This window comes from Nocardia sp. SYP-A9097, assembly GCF_009649815.1.
In the GTDB taxonomy this organism is placed as follows: domain Bacteria; phylum Actinomycetota; class Actinomycetes; order Mycobacteriales; family Mycobacteriaceae; genus Nocardia.
In genome coordinates this window covers 367,832-388,472 of the sequence record NZ_WJIC01000006.1, presented here as the reverse complement: position 1 = coordinate 388,472, position 20,641 = coordinate 367,832, and the positions used below count along the sequence as shown (strand labels likewise).

18 protein-coding genes and 2 tRNA genes are annotated in these 20,641 nt (G+C 66.6%); 9 read left to right on the top strand and 11 right to left on the bottom strand.

What is annotated here, in order from left to right; translation table 11 throughout:
• Positions 1 to 19: 19 nt before the first annotated feature.
• Genes thrC through argS form a run of 4 tightly spaced genes read right to left on the bottom strand, consistent with a single transcriptional unit; the run spans position 20 to position 5,528 of the window.
• Entirely contained in the window at positions 20 to 1,099 is a 1,080-nt protein-coding gene (thrC, locus tag GFY24_RS16115; RefSeq protein ID WP_153805834.1) for a threonine synthase, read from the bottom strand.
• A complete protein-coding gene (locus GFY24_RS16110; protein WP_153805833.1) occupies positions 1,096 to 2,451 on the bottom strand; it encodes a homoserine dehydrogenase in 1,356 nt (451 codons plus the stop codon). The genes thrC and GFY24_RS16110 overlap by 4 nt, the downstream gene beginning before the upstream one ends.
• Positions 2,448 to 3,869: a diaminopimelate decarboxylase gene (gene lysA / locus GFY24_RS16105; protein ID WP_153805832.1), complete on the bottom strand. Its 1,422-nt coding sequence runs from the start codon at positions 3,867 to 3,869 to the stop codon at positions 2,448 to 2,450. The genes GFY24_RS16110 and lysA overlap by 4 nt, the downstream gene beginning before the upstream one ends.
• Entirely contained in the window at positions 3,870 to 5,528 is a 1,659-nt protein-coding gene (gene argS, locus GFY24_RS16100) for an arginine--tRNA ligase (RefSeq protein WP_309230913.1), read from the bottom strand.
• A gap of 125 nt (positions 5,529 to 5,653) precedes the next feature.
• Here argS and GFY24_RS16095 point away from each other — a divergent pair, with 125 nt between their 5' ends.
• The 5 genes from GFY24_RS16095 (at position 5,654) to GFY24_RS16075 (ending at position 9,941) form a co-directional block, all read left to right on the top strand.
• Positions 5,654 to 6,607 carry a DUF3105 domain-containing protein gene (locus tag GFY24_RS16095; RefSeq protein ID WP_153805831.1) on the top strand — a complete coding sequence of 318 codons (954 nt, stop codon included), beginning with the start codon at positions 5,654 to 5,656 and terminating at the stop codon, positions 6,605 to 6,607.
• Positions 6,607 to 7,326: a DUF305 domain-containing protein gene (locus tag GFY24_RS16090; protein WP_153805830.1), complete on the top strand. Its 720-nt coding sequence runs from the start codon at positions 6,607 to 6,609 to the stop codon at positions 7,324 to 7,326. Before GFY24_RS16095 ends, GFY24_RS16090 begins: the two co-directional genes overlap by 1 nt.
• 120 nt (positions 7,327 to 7,446) lie before the next feature.
• Positions 7,447 to 7,519, top strand: a tRNA-Arg gene (locus GFY24_RS16085).
• A gap of 240 nt (positions 7,520 to 7,759) precedes the next feature.
• The gene (locus GFY24_RS16080; protein ID WP_153805829.1) at positions 7,760 to 8,557 is read left to right on the top strand and encodes a class I SAM-dependent methyltransferase; all 798 of its coding nucleotides are present in this window, start codon (positions 7,760 to 7,762) and stop codon (positions 8,555 to 8,557) included.
• A 139-nt stretch (positions 8,558 to 8,696) separates the two neighbouring features.
• On the top strand, positions 8,697 to 9,941 hold the full coding sequence (locus GFY24_RS16075) for a S9 family peptidase (protein WP_194852891.1): 1,245 nt from the start codon (positions 8,697 to 8,699) through the stop codon (positions 9,939 to 9,941).
• On the opposite strand, the gene GFY24_RS16070 is transcribed toward GFY24_RS16075, so the two are convergent.
• The 5 genes from GFY24_RS16070 to GFY24_RS16050 all read right to left on the bottom strand — a co-directional run bounded on the left by GFY24_RS16070 (position 9,896) and on the right by GFY24_RS16050 (position 15,758).
• Positions 9,896 to 11,218: a hypothetical protein gene (locus tag GFY24_RS16070; protein WP_153805827.1), complete on the bottom strand. Its 1,323-nt coding sequence runs from the start codon at positions 11,216 to 11,218 to the stop codon at positions 9,896 to 9,898. The genes GFY24_RS16075 and GFY24_RS16070 overlap by 46 nt on opposite strands.
• A gap of 222 nt (positions 11,219 to 11,440) precedes the next feature.
• Positions 11,441 to 11,797, bottom strand: a complete 357-nt coding sequence (locus tag GFY24_RS16065) for a hypothetical protein (RefSeq protein WP_153805826.1) — start codon at positions 11,795 to 11,797, stop codon at positions 11,441 to 11,443.
• Between the two features lie 269 nt (positions 11,798 to 12,066).
• Positions 12,067 to 13,188: an ABC transporter ATP-binding protein gene (locus GFY24_RS16060; RefSeq protein ID WP_153805825.1), complete on the bottom strand. Its 1,122-nt coding sequence runs from the start codon at positions 13,186 to 13,188 to the stop codon at positions 12,067 to 12,069.
• Positions 13,185 to 14,735, bottom strand: a complete 1,551-nt coding sequence (locus GFY24_RS16055; RefSeq protein WP_153805824.1) for an iron ABC transporter permease — start codon at positions 14,733 to 14,735, stop codon at positions 13,185 to 13,187. Before GFY24_RS16055 ends, GFY24_RS16060 begins: the two co-directional genes overlap by 4 nt.
• Positions 14,736 to 14,738: 3 nt before the next feature.
• Positions 14,739 to 15,758, bottom strand: coding sequence for an iron ABC transporter substrate-binding protein (locus GFY24_RS16050; protein ID WP_153805823.1), 1,020 nt, complete (start codon positions 15,756 to 15,758; stop codon positions 14,739 to 14,741).
• Between the two features lie 151 nt (positions 15,759 to 15,909).
• Between GFY24_RS16050 and GFY24_RS16045 the strand changes: the two genes are divergently transcribed.
• Both GFY24_RS16045 and GFY24_RS16040 read left to right on the top strand, forming a co-directional pair.
• On the top strand, positions 15,910 to 16,416 hold the full coding sequence (locus GFY24_RS16045; protein WP_153805822.1) for a hypothetical protein: 507 nt from the start codon (positions 15,910 to 15,912) through the stop codon (positions 16,414 to 16,416).
• A gap of 7 nt (positions 16,417 to 16,423) precedes the next feature.
• Positions 16,424 to 17,830 carry a metallophosphoesterase gene (locus GFY24_RS16040; protein ID WP_153805821.1) on the top strand — a complete coding sequence of 469 codons (1,407 nt, stop codon included), beginning with the start codon at positions 16,424 to 16,426 and terminating at the stop codon, positions 17,828 to 17,830.
• Positions 17,831 to 17,870: 40 nt separating this feature from the next.
• Here GFY24_RS16040 and GFY24_RS16035 read toward each other — a convergent pair.
• Both GFY24_RS16035 and GFY24_RS16030 read right to left on the bottom strand, forming a co-directional pair.
• Positions 17,871 to 17,944 (bottom strand) — tRNA-Cys (locus GFY24_RS16035).
• Positions 17,945 to 18,007: 63 nt separating this feature from the next.
• A complete protein-coding gene (locus GFY24_RS16030; RefSeq protein ID WP_309230912.1) occupies positions 18,008 to 18,841 on the bottom strand; it encodes a DUF3105 domain-containing protein in 834 nt (277 codons plus the stop codon).
• A 90-nt stretch (positions 18,842 to 18,931) separates the two neighbouring features.
• Here GFY24_RS16030 and GFY24_RS16025 point away from each other — a divergent pair, with 90 nt between their 5' ends.
• Positions 18,932 to 19,474 carry a MarR family winged helix-turn-helix transcriptional regulator gene (locus tag GFY24_RS16025; RefSeq protein WP_153805820.1) on the top strand — a complete coding sequence of 181 codons (543 nt, stop codon included), beginning with the start codon at positions 18,932 to 18,934 and terminating at the stop codon, positions 19,472 to 19,474.
• A 106-nt stretch (positions 19,475 to 19,580) separates the two neighbouring features.
• Positions 19,581 to 20,588, top strand: coding sequence for a hypothetical protein (locus tag GFY24_RS16020; RefSeq protein WP_309230911.1), 1,008 nt, complete (start codon positions 19,581 to 19,583; stop codon positions 20,586 to 20,588).
• Positions 20,589 to 20,641: the final 53 nt, after the last annotated feature.

Here is a 20,641-nt window from a genome sequence, read left to right as displayed (position 1 = left end):
ACCTTCGCGCGAATTCAATTCAGCCCAGCTCGAGTTCGCGGGCCACGGCGATCGGGTCGACCTGGATCGGCTTGATCTCCGGCATGCCCTTGAGCGCGTTGTCCGGATCCTTGAGGCCATTGCCGGTGACGGTGCAGACCACGGTGAGCCCGGCCTCCATCCAGCCTTCCTTGCGGGCGGCGAGCAGACCGGCGACCGAGGCGGCCGAGGCCGGCTCGACGAAGACACCCTCGGTACCGGCGACCAGGCGGTACGCCTCGAGGATCTCGTCATCGGTGGCCGCGCGGAACGCACCACCGGATTCTTCTTTGGCGGCCATGGCCTGATTCCACGACGCCGGAGCGCCGATCCGAATCGCGGTGGCAATGGTTTCCGGATTCTTCACCGGCGCGCCATTGACCAGCGGGGCGGCACCCGCGGCCTGCACACCGAGCATGCGCGGACGCGAAGCGGTGATGCCGTCGGCGAAGTACTCGCTGTAGCCCTTCCAGTACGCGGTGATATTGCCCGCGTTACCGACCGGGAGCACATGCACATCGGGCGCCTTGCCGAGCACATCCACGATTTCGAAGGCGGCGGTCTTCTGGCCCTCGATACGGAACGGGTTGACCGAGTTCACGAGGCCGACCTCGGGGAATTCCGCGGTGACCTTGCGCGCCAGCTCCAGGCAATCGTCGAAATTGCCCTCGACCTGAATGATCTTGGCGCCCAGCATGACCGCCTGCGCCAGCTTGCCCATGGCGATCTTGCCCTGCGGGATCAGCACCGCGCAGTGCAGGCCCGCGCGGGTGGCGTAGGCGGCGGCGGAGGCCGAGGTATTGCCGGTGGAGGCGCAGAGCACGGCCTTCTTACCGCTGGCCTTGGCCTCGGTCATGGCCATGGTCATACCGCGGTCCTTGAAGGAACCGGTCGGGTTCGCGCCCTCGACCTTGAGGTACACCTCACAGCCGGTGAGCTCCGAGAGGTGCGTGGCGGCGACCAGTGGGGTGCCGCCCTCGAACAGCGTGACCGGCTCCCAGTCGGCGCCGAGCGGGAGTCGATCCCGGTACGCGGCGATCAGACCGGGCCAGGGGGCGTGCACCCTCGCTGTCGTACTCATTCCTCGGTGCCTTCCAATCTCAGAACACTGGTCACGGATGTGACGGAGTCCAGTTCAGCCAACGCGGCAACGGTATCTGCCAGGTCCGATTCCCGCGCGTGGTGGGTCACCACGACCAGGCGAGCGCCCGCGTCGTGACCTTCCTGGCGGACCGTCGAAATGCTGACCCCATGCTTGGCGAATTCGCCCGCGACCGCCTGCAACACGCCGGTGCGGTCTGCGACCTGCATATTCACGTGGTAGCGGGTGGGGGTGTCACCGATCGAGGCGATCGGCAGCTCAGCATAAACCGATTCGCCCGGCGCACGGCCACCGTAGAACTTGTTGCGTGCCGCCATCACCAGATCGCCCATGACGGCCGAGGCGGTCGGCGCGCCACCGGCGCCCTGCCCGTAGAACATCAGGCGGCCGGAGTTCTCGGCCTCCACCACAACGGCATTGAACGCACCGCTGACCGAGGCCAAGGGGTGTTTGCGCGGAATGAGCGCCGGGTAGACGCGCACGGAGATGGACTCCTTGCCGCCTTCGTCGGTGACGCGCTCGGCCATGGCGAGCAGTTTGACGGTGCAGCCGACGGCGGCGGCGGTTTCCAGATCCTCGGCGGTGATCTTGGAGATGCCCTCACGGTAGACATCGGCCGAGGTCACGCGGGTGTGGAAGGCGACCGAGGCGAGAATCGCTGCCTTGGCGGCGGCGTCGTAGCCCTCGACATCGGCGGTCGGGTCGGCCTCGGCGTAGCCCAGGCGGGTGGCCTCGGCCAGCACGTCGGCGTAGGCGGCACCGGTCTCGGCCATGGCCGAGAGGATGAAGTTGGTGGTGCCGTTGACGATTCCGACCACACGGTTCACCCGGTCGCCGGAGAGCGACTGGATGAGCGGGCGCACAACGGGAATCGCACCGGCGACGGCGGCCTCGAAGTACAGGTCGGCGCGGTGCGCCTCGGCGGCCGAGGCGAGTTCACCGGTGTGGTCGGCGAGCAGCGCCTTATTGGCGGTGACCACGGACTTGCCGGCTTCCAGAGCGGTCTTGATGAGTTTGCGGGCCGGATCGATGCCACCCATGACCTCGACCACGATGTCCACATCGTCGCGGGCGACGAGTGCTTCGGCGTCGGTGGTGAGCAGCTCGGCCGGGATACCGCGGTCCTTGCTCAGATCGCGCACCGAGACACCGCGCAGTACGACGGGCGCGCCGACGCGATTGCAGAGGTCCTCGGCCTGGTTGCGAATGATGCGAACCACTTCGGTGCCGACCGTGCCCATCCCCAGGACCGCGATCCCGATGGGATGATCCGATCCCCACACGCCGGTCTTGGCTGCAGTGTCCTTTTCACGGCTTGCCGTGGTGGTCATGCCTTCACCTCCAAGCTGAGTAGGTCCTCCACCGTCTCGCGACGAAGGATCAAGCGCGCCTTACCGTCTCGCACCGCGACCACGGCGGGCCGGGTGAGCATGTTGTAACGGCTCGACATCGAGTAGCAGTACGCGCCGGTCGCCGCCACCGCGACCAGATCACCCGGGCCGACATCGGCCGGGAGCCAGGTATCGCGAATGACGATATCCCCACTCTCGCAATGCTTTCCGACCACCCGAGCGACCACCGGAGCGGCATCGCTGGAGCGCGACACCAGGCGGCAATCGTATTCGGCCTGGTACAGCGCGGGCCGGATATTGTCACTCATACCACCGTCGATGCTGACATAGCGGCGGCGAGCGCCCGCGTCCAGCACCACATCCTTGGTGGTGCCGACCTCGTACAGGGTGACGGTGCCCGGTCCGGCGATGGCGCGGCCCGGCTCGACCGCGATCTGCGGCTTGGGCAGTCCGATCTGCGCCGCCTCGGCCGCGACCAGATCGCAGACCTTCGCGGCGAACTCGTCCAGCGGCGGCGGATCGTCACTCGCCAGGTACGAAATACCAAGGCCGCCACCGAGATCCAGCGTCGCCATGTGTGCGGTGCGTTCCACCCCGAACTTGTCGATGACATCGTGCAGCAGGCGCAGCATGCGGCGCGCGGCCACCTCGAAACCGTCGATCTCGAAGATCTGCGAGCCGATATGGCTGTGCAGACCGACCAGCTTCAGATTGTCGGATTCGAAGACCCGGGCAATGGCCTCCATGGCATCGCCGCTGGCGATGGAGAAGCCGAACTTCTGATCCTCGTGCGCGGTGGAGATGTACTCGTGGGTGTGCGCCTCCACGCCCACGGTGACCCGCACCAGCACCTCGACGACCTTGCCGGCACTCTTGGCGACGGCCTCCAGGCGCTCGATCTCGATGAGCGAATCGAGCACGATGTGGCCGACGCCCCGCGCGACCGCGAGCTCCAGCTCCGGAACCGATTTGTTGTTGCCGTGCAAGGCGATTCGCTCGGCCGGGAAGCCCGCGTGCAGTGCTACGGCGAGCTCGCCGCCGGAGCACACATCCAGGTGCAGGCCCTCATCGCGGATCCAGCGGGCGATCTCGGCGGAGAGGAAAGCCTTGGAGGCGTAGTGAACTCGCGCGTCCGGACCGAAGGCGCGCACCATATCGCGGCAGCGCGAACGGAAGTCGTCCTCGTCGATGACGAAGAGCGGGGTGCCGTACTCGGCGGCCAGCTCGTGCACCGGCACACCGGCCAGGTGTACGACGCCGTCGGCATCGCGAGAGGCGTTGCGCGGCCACACATTCGCGGGCAGCTCGATCATCTGCGCCGAATTCTCCGGCCGCTCGGGCAGATTCTGCGCGGGCGGGATATCCGCGTGACGGGGACCGGCGGGGTGGGCACTCATCTACATACGCTCCGGGGCAGTGACGCCGAGCAGGCCGAGGCCGTTGGCGAGGACCTGACGGGTGGCTTTGACCAGCTCGAGGCGAGCGGCATTACGGGGAGTGACGGGCTCGTCTCCCATGGGGAGCACCCGCATCTCCTTATCGGACTGGAACGGGTGGTACACGCCCGCAAGCTCTTCCAGGTAGCGCACTACCCGGTGCGGTTCGCGCATCTCGGCGGCGGTGGACAGCACGCGCGGGTATTCGCCGAGCGTACGGATGAGCGCGCCTTCGCGATCGGCGGTCATCGCGCTGAAATCCGGTGCGACCGAGGCGAAATCGAAGGCGGCGGAGTTGCCGATGATGTTGTTGGTGCGCGCGTGCGCGTATTGCACGTAGTACAGCGGGTTTTCGGTGTCCTGCTTGGTCCACAGGTCCAGATCGATATCGATGCTGGAGTTCACAGAGGAGCGCACCAGCGAGTAGCGCGCGGCATCCACGCCGATCGCCTCGACCAGATCGTCGAGGGTGACCACGGTGCCCGCGCGCTTCGACATGCGTACTGCCACATCGCCGGCGAGCAGATTCACCATCTGGCCGATGAGCACCTCGACGGTGTCCGGGTTGTCGCCGAACGCGGCGGCGGCGGCCTTCAGCCGGCCGATGTAGCCGTGATGATCCGCGCCGAGCATGTAGATGCAGAGATCGAATCCGCGCGAGCGCTTGTTCTGGAAGTACGCGATATCGCCGCCGATGTACGCCGAATTACCGTCGCTTTTAATAACGACGCGGTCCTTGTCATCGCCGTACTCGGTGGAGGCGATCCACCACGCGCCGTCCTTCTCGTACAGCTTGCCCGAGTCCTTGAGCGTCTGGATGGCCTGCTCGACCGCGCCGGAGGCGAACAGCGAACTCTCGTTGAAGTACACGTCGAAGTCGACGCCGAAGTCGTGCAGGTTCTGCTTGATCTGCGCGAACATCAGCTCGACGCCTTCGCGGCGGAACAGTTCGTGCCGTTCGCCCTCGGGCAGGTCGGCGGCACCCGGGTTCGCGGCGACGAGGGTGTCGGCGATCTCCTTGATGTACGCGCCGCCGTAGCCGTCCTCCGGGGTCGGCTGACCGGTGGCCGCGGCGACCAGGGAGTTGGCGAAGCGGTCGATCTGCGCGCCATGGTCATTGAAGTAGTACTCGCGGGTGACCTCCGCGCCCTGCGCGGACAGAATGCGGCCGAGCGCGTCACCGACGGCGGCCCAGCGGGTGCCGCCGAGGTGAATGGGTCCGGTCGGGTTGGCGGAGACGAACTCCAGGTTGATCTTCGTCCCGGCCAGCGCGTCGCCGGTGCCGTAGTTCGCGCCCGCGGTGAGGATGTTCTCCACGATCGCGCCCTGCGCGGCTTTGGCGAGGCGGATGTTCAGGAAGCCCGGTCCGGCGACCTCGGCGACCTCGATACCCTCGGCCTCACCGAGCGCGGCGGCGAGCAGATTCGCAAAGTCGCGCGGGTTCATTCCAGCCCGCTTGCCTACCTGCATGGCCACATTCGTGGCATAGTCACCGTGCTCGGGGTTACGGGGACGCTCCACCTTGACCTCGTCGGGCAGGACCGAAGGGTCGGATCCACGTTCGACAAGTACCTTCGCCGCGGTTGCGCGAAGGAGATCTGCAAGGTCAGCTGGAGTCACGAGTCACTATCCTATGGTCTGAGCAGGTGTACGCCGCGCGCGGGCACCTCACGGGCAGGCGCCCACCAAACGATGCGGCCGCATCGCTTGATTGTCCGAACACGTCGAAGAGAGCACAACTAGTTATGCCGAGCAGGACCAGTGCCAAGTCGGCCAAGGCTATTAAAGCCGCGGGCAAAACGTCCGGTTCCTACCGCAAGGGCGGATCCGGGGGCAAGCTGCCCGTGAAGCGGAACATTCCGTGGATGACCATTGCCGCGGTGGTGGCCGTCCTGGCGCTGATCGGCGGAATCGCCGCATTCCTGGTGCCGAAGTACAACGCCAAGGAGGAGATCAAGAATCCCTCCGCGTATATCGACGGCGTGGTGAAGAAGGATTACCCGGCCGGTCTGCACGTGGCCTCGACGCAGCGCGTGGCCTATGACCAGGCGCCGCCGTTCGGTGGCCCGCATGATGGTTCGTGGGCGGCGTGCATGGGCAATGTGTATGCCAAGGCGATTCGCTCGGAGAATGCCGTGCATTCGCTGGAGCACGGCGCGGTGTGGATCACCTATAACCCGGACAAGGTCGATGCCGCGACCATCGACACCTTGAAGAAGAAGGTCGACGGCCAGCAGTACATGCTGATGTCGCCGTACCCGGGCCTGGATACACCGATCTCGTTGCAGGCGTGGGGACATCAGCTCAAGCTGCAGAGTGTCACCGATGCCCGGCTGGACCGGTTCATCAAGGACCTGCGCCTGAACTCGAACACCTACCCCGAGGTCGGTGCGAGCTGCGCGAACCCGACCTTCGATACCGCGAACCCGCCGCCGTTCGATCCGTCCAAGCCGGGCCCGGACGCGGTGCCGCTGGACGGTAAGGGCCTGACCAAGGACACCACCGAACTGGGTGGCGCGGGCCAGAGTCCGGGCGGTATCCCGAATCTTCCGGGTGGTATCCCGGGTATGCCCGGTGGGCTGCAGTCGCTGCCCGGTGGTGACGCGACCGGCAGCATTCCGACGCTGCCCGGCGGTATCCCGGCCATTCCCGCCCCGACCGACGAGCCGCAGCCGGAGCAGCCGGCTCCGACGCAGTAATGCCACCGTTCTTGTCGCACGCGAACGAGCCCGGCGATTCCGAGGCAGCCGATCCGGTGGAGGCGACCGGCCGTAGTCAGCGTCCCGCGCTGATCGTGCTCGGTGTAATCGCCGTGCTGCTGGTCGGTTTCGCCGCGGGTCTGCTGGTGGGTAAGCCGCTGCATGATTCGACGCAGCAGCCGAGCGCGGTGGATATCGGCTTCAGCCAGGACATGTCGGTGCATCACGCCCAGGCGGTCGAGATGTCCGCGCTGGCATTGAGTGGTTCGACCGATCCCGCGGTGAAGCGCCTGGCCTATGACATCCTCACCACGCAGCAGAATCAGGCGGGCCGCATGCAGGCCTGGCTGCAACTCTGGAATGAGCCGCTGCTGCCCACCGGCGGTTATATGGGCTGGATGACGGATATGTCGTCGCATCATCACAGCGGCACCGCCGAACATTCGGGTCCGGTTTCGGTCATGCCCGGTATGGCCTCCACCGACGAACTCGCCGCCCTGCGCCTGGCCACCGGCCCCGCGCTGGACACCATGTTCCTGCAGTTGATGCTCCGCCATCATCAGGGCGGTATGCCCATGATCGAGTACGCCGCTCAGCGCGCCGAGGTCGATGTGGTCCGTTCACTGGCCGAATCCATGGCCAAAACCCAATCCAGCGAAGCCCAACTGATGACCCAAATGCTCACCGAGCGCCACGCGACCCCCCTCCCCCTCAACTGACGTAATGGCCCGGGCGCCTCAAAACGCCCGGTCCACCCACCTTTTTGGCGCAACGCAGGCAATGCGATACGCTTTCCCAGCCCACTCGGAAAGTCGAGAAGTCCGAGCGGGTCCACCCCCGCCCTCGTAGCTCAGGGGATAGAGCGTCTGCCTCCGGAGCAGAAGGCCGCAGGTTCGAATCCTGCCGAGGGCACCGGAAAGTAAGGCCCCGAACGGCATTCGCCGATCGGGGCCTTACTCGTTCCGCGGCCGAATCCGCCCGTCCGGGCAAATCTGTTGGGGGCCTGTGCAATTGGCCGTGGCTTCGATCGGTTGGGCTGTGCCGCTCGGTAAACTGGCGGGGCCGGGGCGAGAGACGCTGCGACGGGTTCGATCCGCCACGCTCGCTTACGGCTTGCACATCAAGGGCGTCTCCGATCTGAGGAGACGTATCGTGGACAACTCGGTGACGACGTGGGGTGTCGGTGACTACCCGCTGATGGCCGGGCAGCTCCGGCCCGCGGCCGTGGCCGCTGTCGACGCGGCCGCCATCACATCGGGTGATCGGGTGATCGATGTGGCGACCGGCACCGGTAATGCGGCTTTGCTGGCGGCGGAGCGCGGCGCGAAGGTGGTGGGCATCGATTTCGAGCCGGAGCTGTTGCGGCTCGCAGGTGAGCGAAGCCGAAGTGCGGCAATCGAAGTCGAATGGGTGCCGGGAGAGGTGGGAGACCTGCCGGTTCCGGATCGCTCCGCCGATGTCGTGCTGTCCGTGTTCGGTGTCATGTACGCGACCGATCATTCGGTCGCCGCCCGCGAGCTCGCGCGGGTCGCCGCTCCCGGCGCCAGGGTTGTACTCGCCTCGTGGATACCCGGCAGCACGATGCCCGCGATGGGGCAGGTCCTGAGCGATTATCTGCCGCCACCACCCGCGAGCAGCGGCCCGCCCAGTCGCTGGGGTGATCCCGCCGCACTGGCCGACCTCCTCGAACCGCATCGGCTGTGGCTCACCGCCACCACGCCCGAGCGGATTACGCTGTGTTTCTCCTCTTCCGGCGAGGCTGCCGATTTCCTGGTGCGCACGGCGGGTCACATCGTGAGCGAGCGGGATCGGTTGACCGCGGCGGGCCGGTGGGACGAATTGCACCGGGAGCTATGCCGATTCGTCGAGCAACGGGCCGAGCCCGGCCTCGACGGCCTCCGGCTGCCACTCGATTACCTGCTGGCTTCGGCGGTCAAGGCGCTGGACTGACTGGTCAGGCCGTCCAGAGAGGCGAAGCTGACACTCGCTGGGGTGTGTTGCCTTGCGGCCGAATATCCGGACAGACCGGTATCTTTTGGGAATGTCGGACATCCAGGAGGGGTGCGGAGACCTACCGCAGAGGCGACATGTGTGGCGAACCCGACTGATCACGGGCGCGGCGCTGGCGGGGCTGGCCGGAACGTTGATAGCGGGCGCGCCCGGACAGGCCACGCCGGTGCTGCCCGATCCGATCGCGGATGAAGCGGCCGAAGTGGCGGCCTTCTATACCCCACCGGCGGATCGGGTGGATGGCACGCACGGATCGGTGATCCAGTTGCGGCCGATCAATGGGGATCCGGGCGTGGCCGGCGCCCGAAACTACCTGGTGCTGTACCGATCCGTGGATATGCGGGGGAATCCGGTGGCGGTATCGGGAACCTTGGCCGTGCCGGATTGGGATGCCCCGCCGGGTGGGTGGCCGCTGATTTCGTGGGCGCACGGCACCACCGGGGTGGCCGACACCTGCGCCCCCTCGAAGGACACCTCCGCGGAATTCCCGGCGCACGATTACACCTCGCTGGTGCGAAAGGTGCAGGCGCAGTGGATCGCCGCCGGATACGCCATCGCGCAGACCGACTATCAGGGCTTGGGTACGCCCGGCCCGCACGGCTATCTGATCGGGCCGGCGGAGCAGCGCGCGGTCACCGATATGGCAAGGGCCGCAAGGGAAGTGGATCCGGAGATCGGCACCCGCTGGGTGGCGATGGGGCATTCCCAGGGCGGCCAGGCGGCGGTGTTCTCCGATGCGCAGGCACAGCAGTGGGCGCCGGAGTTGCAGCTGCTGGGGGCGGTGGCGCTGGCTCCGGCTTCACACCAGGGCATCGGATTGCAGGCTTCGCATATGGCGACGGCGATCGGTGTCTCGAATGTCCTGACCCCGGTCCTCGGTGGCTCGACTTCGTTCCTGCCCTTGATCATTCGTGGTGCGCAGACGGTCGCCGATATCGATCCGACCCGCTTCCTCACCCCGCGAACGGCGTCCATGGTGTCGCTGGCCGACTCCGGATGCATTGCGCAGCTACGTGATTCGCAGGAGTGGGGCGGCATTCCGGCGAATGAGGTCTTCTCCCCCACCGGCGATATGAGCGCCCTCACCCGCGTCCTGAATGAAAACGACCCCAGCACACTGACTTTCACGCAGCCGCTGTTGGTGCTGCAGGGTCGCGCGGATACCACGGTCCCCGCGCTCGCCACCGATGCCATGGTGGTGCAGCAGCGGACGGCCGGTCAGCCGGTGCAATATCGCACCTACCCCGGGGTGGATCATCGGGGCGTATTGGAGGCGTCCTACACGGACGCGCTGAACTGGGTGGACGGCCGCTTCGGCAGGTGACCGGGCGGCCGCAGCCGGTACAGCAGCGCCAGACCGGCGACACAGCCGAGGCTGATCGCCACCGAAACCCAGCCGGGTACAGCCGATGTCACGCCCGTCGGATCCCGGTACCAGCGCGGCGAATACGCGACCCGCGCGAAGCTGCTGCCGCGCAAGGCGACCACGAGACATGGCACCAGTAGCATCGCGAGGGCCACGACGGTGCTCACCGCCGACCGTGAATCCGCCGCGTCCGCGAAGCAGTAGCCCAGCAGCGCACCCACCGCGGCGATGCCGAGTAGCGGAACAATCGCATCGGCGCGTCCCAGCCCAGCGGTGAACGCGGCGAAGACGCCGAGCGCCGCCGAACCGAACAGCCCGATCAGCGGTGAGCCCCATTTGCGCCCGGCGTAGTAGCCCGCCACCACCGCGAACAGCGGCAGCGGCGCACTCCAGTCGGGACGCGGAACGGCGATGATGGCGCTGCCGGAATTGGCCACGGCCACCGCCGTGAGCACCACCGCGCCATCGCGCCCCGGCAGCAGCAGGGCCGCGAGCGCCGCGACGGCCACCATGCCCGCCGCGACCAGCGTGATCTCCATCGGCGTCGCGGAACGTTTGACCAACCACTCGGTCGATACCGCTGTCGAGCCGACCAGGAACAGCGCGGAAAGGATCGGGCCGATGGGCAGGTCCCCGCCGTCAGCTTCCTCCGATTTCGGTTCCGCGCGTTGGATAACCGCGCCCGCGGCCAGAGCCGGCACCGCGAGCGCCACCATCCAGAGCGGCGGAGTCCCGCTCGCCGCCCATTCGACGAGTGAACCGGCGGATCCGCTCGAGGTGGGTAGTGAGGTGAGGTCACCGATCAGAATGCTGGACAGTGCGCCGATGAGAAACGCGGGGGTGGCGATGGGCCTGCCGAAGACCGCGACGGCCAGGGCACCGAGCAGAATGCCGCCGAAGATCGAGTCGACGTAATTGACGGTGACGAGCGATTCGGTGAGCGCGTCGTTCAGACTCCACACGTGATCGGCGAGCAGAATCACGGCACTGCCGAAGGCGGCGATCCAGGCGGTGCGCCGGCCCAGCGCCACCGCGAGCGCCGCGGCGATTACCGCGAACATCGCGCCGGCGGCGGCCGCGCGCGGCATATTCAGGATCAGGAGATCGAGCTTCAGCGGCCCTTGATCGGCCCAAGCCAGATCGAGCGGGGCCATCAGCAACAACCCGGCGATCACAGCGCCCAGGAATGCCGAGGTGGCCTCGACAACTCCCGTATACCGACGAATATCAGGCATCGCAGTCACGCCTACGGGTTGCACCAACGCGAACTTCGCGCCCATCTCGTCACCCTTTCACCGGTGATCGAACGCTTCTCGCGCTTCGGTAGAACGAACAGCTAACTGTTTGCGAGATTAACAGCAAATGAGCATGTAGGTCAGGGCAGTGACTTTGCCCATGACCCGGCTCGGTGCGCACCCGTCGGTGACCGGCCGGATTGTTGCGAAGGACCGAATTCGCTAGGCGCAGCGGAAACGGAAGGTGGCGATCGGGGTGATTCCGGGGACCGCGGACACCTGCTGGGCGGGATCGCCGTCGAGGGCGCACCCGGACGGGGTGGCGACCTGGACGCGGTAGCAGCCGGAGCCGCCGATATAGGTGGCACTGCCGTCGATACCGGTGGTGACGGTCGCGGCGGCCGCTCCACCCGCGCACGGGGTGACATCGGCGGTGACGCCCGCGATCGGGAACTGTTCGACGCCGTACACGGTCTGTACCTTCACCGCGGAGTCCCCGGCGGGCGGCTGAGCCGAGGCCGGCGGGGCCATGACGGTTGCCGCGCCGATGACGGACATGACGAACAGCGTGCTGCGCACCGGGACTCCTTCGGTCGAACCGGGGCAATTCGCCCCCGCGTCAATATAAGTGGTCCGACCGCGCCCCGGGGGCCAGCGCGCCCGAGGGCACGTGGTGCTGTCACATTCGCGCCGTGCCGGTGGTCATAGTCCCGACCGTTCGATCTCGCCCCTTGGGCGGCAACACTTGTCGAGGACAGATCATGGCCACACTGCTGCGCACCCCCGTGAGTACGCTGCTCACCACCGATAACCGAGCCCGCGCCATCACCTATTGAGTGCACGACGATTCAGACGGCGAGAGCATCCCGTGCGGTGACCGTGCGGGGTACTCCATTGTTCAGTACGGCAGCGGCCGCGCACTGCTCGGAGGTGAATGCCACTGCGGCACCGAGGACTTCGAGTTCGACCCGATCCCCCACCGTCGGCGCGGCCACGCTGACGCGGCGCACCTGAATGGGTTCGGCCCGCCCGTCCAGGGCCAGGGTGAGCATGACGTCCGCGCCCCGGAATTCGACCCCGCGCACGGTGGCGCAGCCCGGATCGCCAAGCGAAACCACGTGCGCCACAAGCTGTTCCGGTCGCATCATGACGGTCGCAGCGCCCGCCGGGGCATCGGCCTGGACCGGAATACGACCCAAAGCCGTTTCGGCGGAATCGGCCCGCAGGATCGCGTCCAGCAGCACGGTGTCGCCGAGGAATCCGGCGGTGAACAGATCGGCAGGTGCCGCGTAAACCTGTTCGGGCGTACCGACCTGGGTGAATCGGCCGGTGCACATGACCGCGACCTGATCGGCGAAGGACAGCGCCTCCTCCTGATCGTGTGTGACCAGAATGCTGGTCATTCCCGCCGCGCGCAGCGTATCGGCCACGGCTTGCCTGGTGGCGGCGCGCAATCCGGTATCGAGGGCGCTGAACGGCTCGTCCAGCAGCATGAGATCGGGTTTGCGTGCCATGGCCCGTGCCAGCGCCACTCGTTGCTGCTGTCCGCCGGAGAGCTGGTGGGGCCGCCGATCCGCGTAATCGGCTCCGAGTGAGACCATTTCGAGCAGTTCACGCACCTGTGCCCGGTGTCGCCGCCGGCCGCCCAGTCCGCCGTCGAGTCCGTAGGCGATGTTCTGTCCTACTGTCAGATGTGGGAAGAGCGCACCGTCCTGCGCCACGTAGCCGATCTTGCGCCGGTGCGGTGGTAGCGAGAACCCGTCCCGGGTAACGACTTCCGATCCGACGGTGACCGCCCCGGAGTCCGGGTTCTCGAACCCGGCGATGACCCGCAGCAGCGTGGTCTTACCGCAGCCGGAGGAGCCGACCACCGCGGTGGCGCTGCCGTCGGGGACCTCGAGCCGGATGCCGTCCAGCACTCGGGTCGCCCCGAAGGTCTTGCACACGTTCTCGACGACAAGACGACTCATAGCCCGGCCGCCTTCCTGGATTGAGTGAACAGCAGATATGTGACCGGCACCGCCGCGATGATCATGATCAGCGCATAGGGTGCGGCCGCCTCGTAGTCCAGTTCGCTCGAGAGCGACCAGAACCGCATGGCCAGGGTGCGAGTTCCATTGGGAGCCAACAGCAGCGTGGCGGTCAGCTCGGTGGCCACGGCGACGAATACCATGGCCGCCGCCGAGGCCGCGGCCGGCGCGGTGAGCCGCAGTGTGACGCGCAGGAAGGTGACGGTCCGGGATTTCCCGAGCGCCTGCGATATCTCCTCCAGGCCCACCGGCACCTGGGCGAGTCCGGCCCGCACGCCGACCAGGGCGCGCGGCAGGAACATGAGCGTGTAGGCGGCCAGTACGGTGGCGGCCGTCTGATAGAGCGCGGGCAGCCAGCGAATGCTCACCGTCACCAGCGCCAGCGCGATCACAATGCCGGGCAGCGAACTGGTGATGTAGTTGCAGCCCTCGATGATTCGGGCGAAGCGGGAGGTGGAGCGCACCGCGATCCAGGCGACCGGGAAGGCGCACAGCGTGGTGATGACGGCGGCGGTGGCGGCCAATCCGACTGTCTGGCCCAGGGATTCACCGATATCGGCCATATCCCAGACCTTCGAGCCGCCGAGTCGCAGCCAGCGGAGAATGGTCCACAGCGGTACCCCGAGCGCGATCACCAGGGCGACCGCCAGCAGCAGGAATACTGGAATCCTGTTGAAGCCCAGGCGAACCCGGACGGCGGCACGCGGTACGCCGCTGCCGATGCGGGCGTAGCGGGCATTGCCGCGCGCGGCGGCCTCACCCGCCAGCAGCACCAGGCACAGCACCACCAGTACACCGGCGAGGGTGCTGCCCGCGGCTCCCGCGAAGCTCGATTGGTACTGCTCGAAGATAGCGGTGGTGAAGGTGGGGAACCGGATCATGGCGAACGCGCCGTATTCGGCGAGCAGGTGCAGCGAGATCAACAGTCCGCCACCGAGAATGGCCAATCGCAACTGCGGCAGCACGATTCGCACGAAGACCGCGAAGGGCCCGGAGCCGAGCGCCCGCGCGGACTCCTCCACGGCCGGATCCAACCGCCGCAGTGTGGCGGCGGCGGGCAGGTACACCAGCGGAAAATACGAGACGGTGGCGATGAGCACGCCCGCCCACAATCCGTGCAGCGAGGGGAAGGCGCTCACCCAGCCGTAGCTGTTCACGAAGGCGGGAACGGCGAGCGGGGCCGCGAAGATCGGCCCCCACCAGGCGGTGCCCGGTACGTCGGTGCGCTCCACGATCCAGGCCAGTGCGATGCCGAGCACCAGGCAGACCGGCACCGTGATGACCACCAAACTCACTGTGTTGCGCAGCAATTCACCGACCCGGGGCCGAAAGACCAGCTGTGCGGTCTCATGGAATCCGGTGCTGAAGAGCGTGGACACGATATAGCCCAACGGCACGAACGTCGCGGCTACCAGAAGTAGCGCGACGATCGTGACGAGCAGCCCGGGCCGGATGGCCCGGGTGGCGACAGCGGTCCGGACAGCCATGATTTAGAGCAGGCCCGCCTCGGTCATGAGCTGGGTGACCTTCTTGGCGTCCAGCTTGCTCGGATCGACCTTCGGCGCGTCGAGGGTGGCCAGCGGCGGCAGCGCCGGGTTGGCGGCGACGGTGGCCGAGACCGGGTACTCCATCGAGTCGCCGTCGCGCAGTACGGCCTGCCCCTTCTCCGAGGCGATGAAGGCGAGGAACTTCTGCGCGTTCTCCTGCTTCTTGCTCGACTTCAGCACGCCGCCACCGGAAATGGAGACGAAGGCGCCCGGGTCCTGGTTCTTGAAGTAGTACAGCTTGGTGTTGTTGCTGTTCTCCTTGGTATTGGCCTGATCGCGGTACCAGTAGTAGTGGTAGATCACGCCGCCGTCGAACTGGCCGGAGTTGACGCCCTTCATGGTCGTCACATTGTTCTGCGAGGCGATGGCATTCTCTTTCATGCCCTTGAGCCACGCCTTGGTGACGTCCTCACCCTTCAGTGCGAGCAGCCCGGCCACAATGGCCTGGAAATCGGCACCGGAGACGCCGGCGCTCCAGCGGCCCTTCCACTGCGGCTGCTGCAGATCGAGCAGCGAGTGCGGCAGCTGATCGGCGGGGAGCTTGCCGGTGTTGTAGACGAAAACGGTTGAGCGGGCGGCGATTCCGGTCCACTTACCGGTGGAGGGACGGAACTGCTCGGGCACCTGCGCGAGGGTGTCGGCGTTCACGTCGGCGAAAAGTCCGGCATTCTCGACCAGCGCCATGGCCGGGGAGTTCTCGGTGAGGAAGACGTCGGCGGGCGAGTTCTTGCCCTCGGCGACGAGCTGGTTGCCCAGGTCGGTGTCGCCGCCCTGGCGCATGGTCACCTTGATGCCGGTTTCCTTGGTGAAGGCCTCGGCCCACTCCTTGGTCAACGACTCGTGCTGGGCGTTGTAGACCAGGATCTCGTTGTCGTCCTTGGACGAATTGGAGCATCCCGTCGCCGCGAGCAGGGTGATCGCGGCTACCGCGCCGGACACCAGTTTCCATCGAGCCGCTGCCATGACCGTCCTTTCGACATGCCAATCCCCATTCCTGAGGTTTGGCTAACCAACCTACCGCCTCACCGGCCGGACAGGTCCGGCACCCCACCGAATTGCAACCGTTTTGCCGTAGTCTGCGGACATTCAGTGGTGGACCGATCGAAGGAACTCGATGACCCTGCCGCCCGGCGGAGAACCGTACAGCGCCGCAACGGACGACCAGCAAGCTTTTGGCAAATCTCGTGGGGGAGGTCGCAAACCACTACTCGTCGGGCTGGCCGTGGCAGCGGTCGTCGTAGTAGGTGGCGGTATAGCGACGGCGGTCTCGCTCTCCGGCAAGGATTCTCCCAGCGACAGTCAGCGCATCGACTCCGCCATTCACGACTTCTACGGCACCCTGTCGAGCAAGGGTCCGGCGGTCGCGGTCACCAAGGCGTGCACCGCGGACCGCGCGGAGTACGACGCGCTCCCGGCCTCCCAGAAGGCCGCGGCCGAACAGGGCAGGATGGAAATCCGCATAGTCGGCGTCGACCAGATCACCGTCACCGGCGACCGCGCCACCGCCAAAATGGTAGGCGCGCTTTCCGTTCCGGGATCCGATGACAAGACCACCACGGCCACCGAGCATCTCCGCAAGGAAGAGGGCGCATGGAAGGTGTGTTCGACCGACGGCAGGTGATCCGGTCATGAGTTGCTGCGGGCCGAATCGGCGGCGCGTACTCGGCGCGTTCGCGGCGGCGGCGCTGTTACCGCTGGCACGGCCGGTTTCGGTGCGCGCCCAGGTAGGTTCGGTGGTGGCGACGGATCTGGAGGTTGTCACGATCACCGAGCAGTCGGCGGTGCTCACCTGGACCACGTTGGGGCCGAACGAGAATGGCGATCCGGTGCCGGTCGAGACCGACACCGAGGTGTGGCTGGGTCCGGTCGACGGTGCGCTACGACAGGTGTTCGCCGACGCCGAGCCGACGGCCTTCCACTATGCCGACGTCACCGGCCTGGAACCCGGACGGCGCTATCGATTCGAGGCGCGGTCGTTCGGCGTTCCGGCCACACCGGCGTTGAATGTGGCTACCCGACTACCGAATACGCCGGAGGCGACCGGCGAGTTCACCACCGCGGTGCCACCGCCAGGCCGTTTACTGCGGACCATCGCACTCGCCAATGATGTGCACTACGGCGAGGAGATCAGCGGGCTCATCACGGCCGGCCTGCCGCCGGGCGTGCGCCAAGAGCCCGGTCTCGCACCGTATCCCGAGGTCATGCTGGCCGCGATCCTGGATGATCTGCATTGCCCGGATCGTGCGGCCGACCATCTGCTGATCGCCGGAGATCTCACCGCCGAGGCCACACCCGACCAGGTCGCAGGCGTGCATCAGCACCTGGCTTCCTGGGGTACGGCGGACCGAGATTGGTTCGCGTGCAGGGGAAATCACGATCGCCCACATCTCGGCAGCGACTACGCGAGCTGCGAGGCATATCTGGACCACTTCGACTGCTGGGGCGAATCCTTCACCCCGCGACAGCGATTGGGTGAATTCGAGGTGGGCGAATTACGCCTGCTGGCCCTGGACACCACCGAGCTCGACAGCGCCGGCGGCACCATCGACCACGCGCAATTCGATCGCCTGCGCGAAGTGCTGCTGGCCGACCCGGATCGCCCCACCCTGGTCTTCAGCCACCATCCGGTTACCACCGAATCCGGCTGGTCCAATCTCGCGGGACCGGGTTTCATCCTCAATGCCGCGAATTCGGCCGAACTGCAAGCCCTTTACCGATCGGCACCGGGTGTTTTCCTGCATCACTCCGGACATACCCACCGAAACCGCCGCACCCGACCGGATCTCGCCATACCGGTCGAGTTCCTGGAGGTGGCCGCGGCCAAGGAATACCCCGGCGGCTACTCCCTGCTGCGAATCTACGAGGGCGGCTACACCGTCAATTTCCACAAGACTCGCACCGCGAACGCCCGCCGCTGGAGCGCCCGGTCCCGCGGCGAATACTTCGGGCTGCTCCCCGAATACACCCTGGGTGCAACCGCCGACCGCAATCACACTGTGCTACGCGATTTCTCGGGGCTGGCCCGCGCACAGTAAGGCACAGGCCCCCATGAATTATCATGGGGGCCTGCACATTTGGAGCGAGCGGCGGGAGTCGAACCCGCGTATACGGCTTTGCAGACCGCTACCTGGCCACTCGGTCACACCCGCATCGAAATCAATAATGGCGGGCAGGACGATTCGGGACCAGGGTTCGAATCACGCTGATTTCAATCAGGGTTCGGGTGCGGGCTCCGGGCCGGGCGGCGGCTCGGGCGCGGGTTCCGGGGCGGGCGGGGGCGGCGGCGGGGCGACCCCGGCTTCGGAGTAGGCGTCCGGTCCCGGCGGGTTGGGATCGAACAGCGGCGGGTTGTTGCTGTCGATCATCGGGTTGGAGCAGCTCGCGCCCGGCTCCGGGTAGGTGTACTGGTTCAGCCGCAGCGCGCTGATGAACTGTGCGACACGCGGATCGCGGGCATCGCTGAGCTTCAACTGGTGGCCCCAGGATTGCAGCGAGATCGGAGTGTCCAGCCCCGGATACGGCGACATGAGCATGTAGGGCTTGGCGATCACCTGCCCCTCGAGCACAGCCCGGCCGTCCGCGTCGAGGGTGGCCGGGTTGTAGGCGATCCAGACCGCGCCGTGTTCGAGCGCGTGCACGGCATTCTCATTGCGGATCGCGACGGTGAAGTTCACACCGGTGCAGGGCAGCCAGGATCCGTCGTGTGCGCCACCGAAGGGCGGGGTCTGGGTGTAGGCGACACGCTGGTTGCCCGCGACGTGTACGCCCGCCGGGTAGTCCTTGCGGACCACGCCGTTGATGCGGGTGGAGGGGTCGTGGTCGGCGGCGGTGGGTGCGAATTCGTCGGTGGCGGTGGAGTCGCCACCCGCGTTCTGCGGCCATAGCAGCAGGCCCGCGACACCCGCGGCGATAATGGCGATGACGACTCCGAGCAGCATCGGCTGCCGATTGCGCTTGCGCGGAGCGAACTCTGGGAACGGCACACTGTACGGGCCCCGAGGTGTGGATGGTGTCGGGTCGAACTTCGGGCCGAGCGGGTTGGTCACGTACTGCCTCCTTGTAGCGCAAAGACTACGACACCGAAATGGGGCTCGGTGCGGCGGAATACGGGTGCTTCGCATGCGATGATCGTGGGCATGTCCCGGCCACGTCCTCTGCCCCTGGATCCCATCGAGGAGGCGCATCGCCAGTGGACCGAGCACGGCTGGGGTGAGGTGGCCGATGGGATGGCGGCGGTGACCTCGCTGGTGCGGGCTCAGCAAATCGTGATGGCGCGGGTGGATGAGGCGCTCAAGCCCTCGGGACTGACGTTTTCCCGCTACGAGCTACTGATGTTGTTGAGCTTCAGCAAAACCGGCGCGCTGCCGATGGCGGTGGCCAGTGCGCGTCTGCAGGTGCATCCGACGAGTGTCACCAATACGGTGGATCGGCTGGAAGCGGCGGGGTTGGTGAAGCGGGTGCCACATCCGAGTGACCGGCGCGCGACGCTCATCGAAATCACCGATGCTGGAAGGGAATTGGTCGCCAGGGCGACGACCCAGTTGAACGGTCAGGTGTTCGCGAATGCCGGTCTGGAGCCGGAGCGTTTACAGCTGCTGCTGCAATTGCTGGCGGAATTCCGGCAGACCGCAGGCGACTTCGGCAGTGGCGACTCGCCGACCCGCTGGGCCCCGCAGTAACCATCCAGCATCCGGTCAGCCAATTTCCTGCGTCATAGCCTTGGCATCGGACGGCAAAAGGTTCACCATTGAGGCCATGGTGCTGGTCCTCGGAGTGTCAGCTGGCGTGGCTGGTGCGCGTGCCATGCTCACCCATTCCGACCAGCCGCATCTACCTCCGATCGACCGTTGCCGGGTGCCGCGCCGCACCGGTGGCGGGATCGAGGAGGGGGTTTTCGAAGCCATTCGGCTCATGCGCGGATCCGCTGAGCAGCGTGATGAATTCATTACCGGTATCGCCGTGACCTGCCGCTGTTCGGCGCACGCGGATGCCATTCGCGGGACGGCGGGCCGCAATCGCCTGACCCTGATCGACGAGCCGGTCGCCCAGCTCCGCTATCTGCGATTCACCGGCAAGCTGCCCTCCGAGGGCTCGATTCTCCTATATGACCTGGGCGCTTCGGGTTTGACGCTGACGCAGATCGATTGCCGCACCGATGCGATCCTGGCCAGTAAACGCAGTACTGTCCTGGGCGGTGACGGCCATGACGCCCTACTTCGCTGGTTGCTGGTGCGCGGCGGCGTGACCGTCGATCTGGCCACCAGTCGCCGCTACAAGGAGGCCCTGGCCACCGATCGCGTGATCACCGTCTGTGATCCGATCAACGGTCACCGCGCCGTCATCACCCGCAGCGACTTCGCCGATCTGGTCGCCGCCGGTATTCACCATTCGGCCTCGTTCGTCCGGCAGATGATCGACGAGACCGGCGTACACCCCACCGCGATGGCATTACTGGGCGGCTGCACCCGCAACAAGAGCATCCGCGACGAACTGGAACAGCAGCTCGACCTCCCCCAGATCTATGACCCCGAACCAGAATTCGTCTCCACCCGGGGCGCGGTCCTGCTCGCCGCCGAACGCCCCTCGGCCCGCCGGGTCCGCAGCGTCCGCTTCAACCCCGTCCCCGCATTCCGCGGCGAAGACACCCCCTCCCGCCGCAAACTGGTCGCCGCGATAGCGGTCACCGCCACCCTCGGCGGCACGATCGCGGGCGCGCTCGCCATGAATCACGAGGGCGAGCACACCGACGGAAAACCGCCGACCGTCGAAGTGGTCGGCCCGCCCAAACACTGAATGAAGTACGGCGCCACAGCCTTTGCGCGCACAGCAAGAAAAGGGGTTTGGGG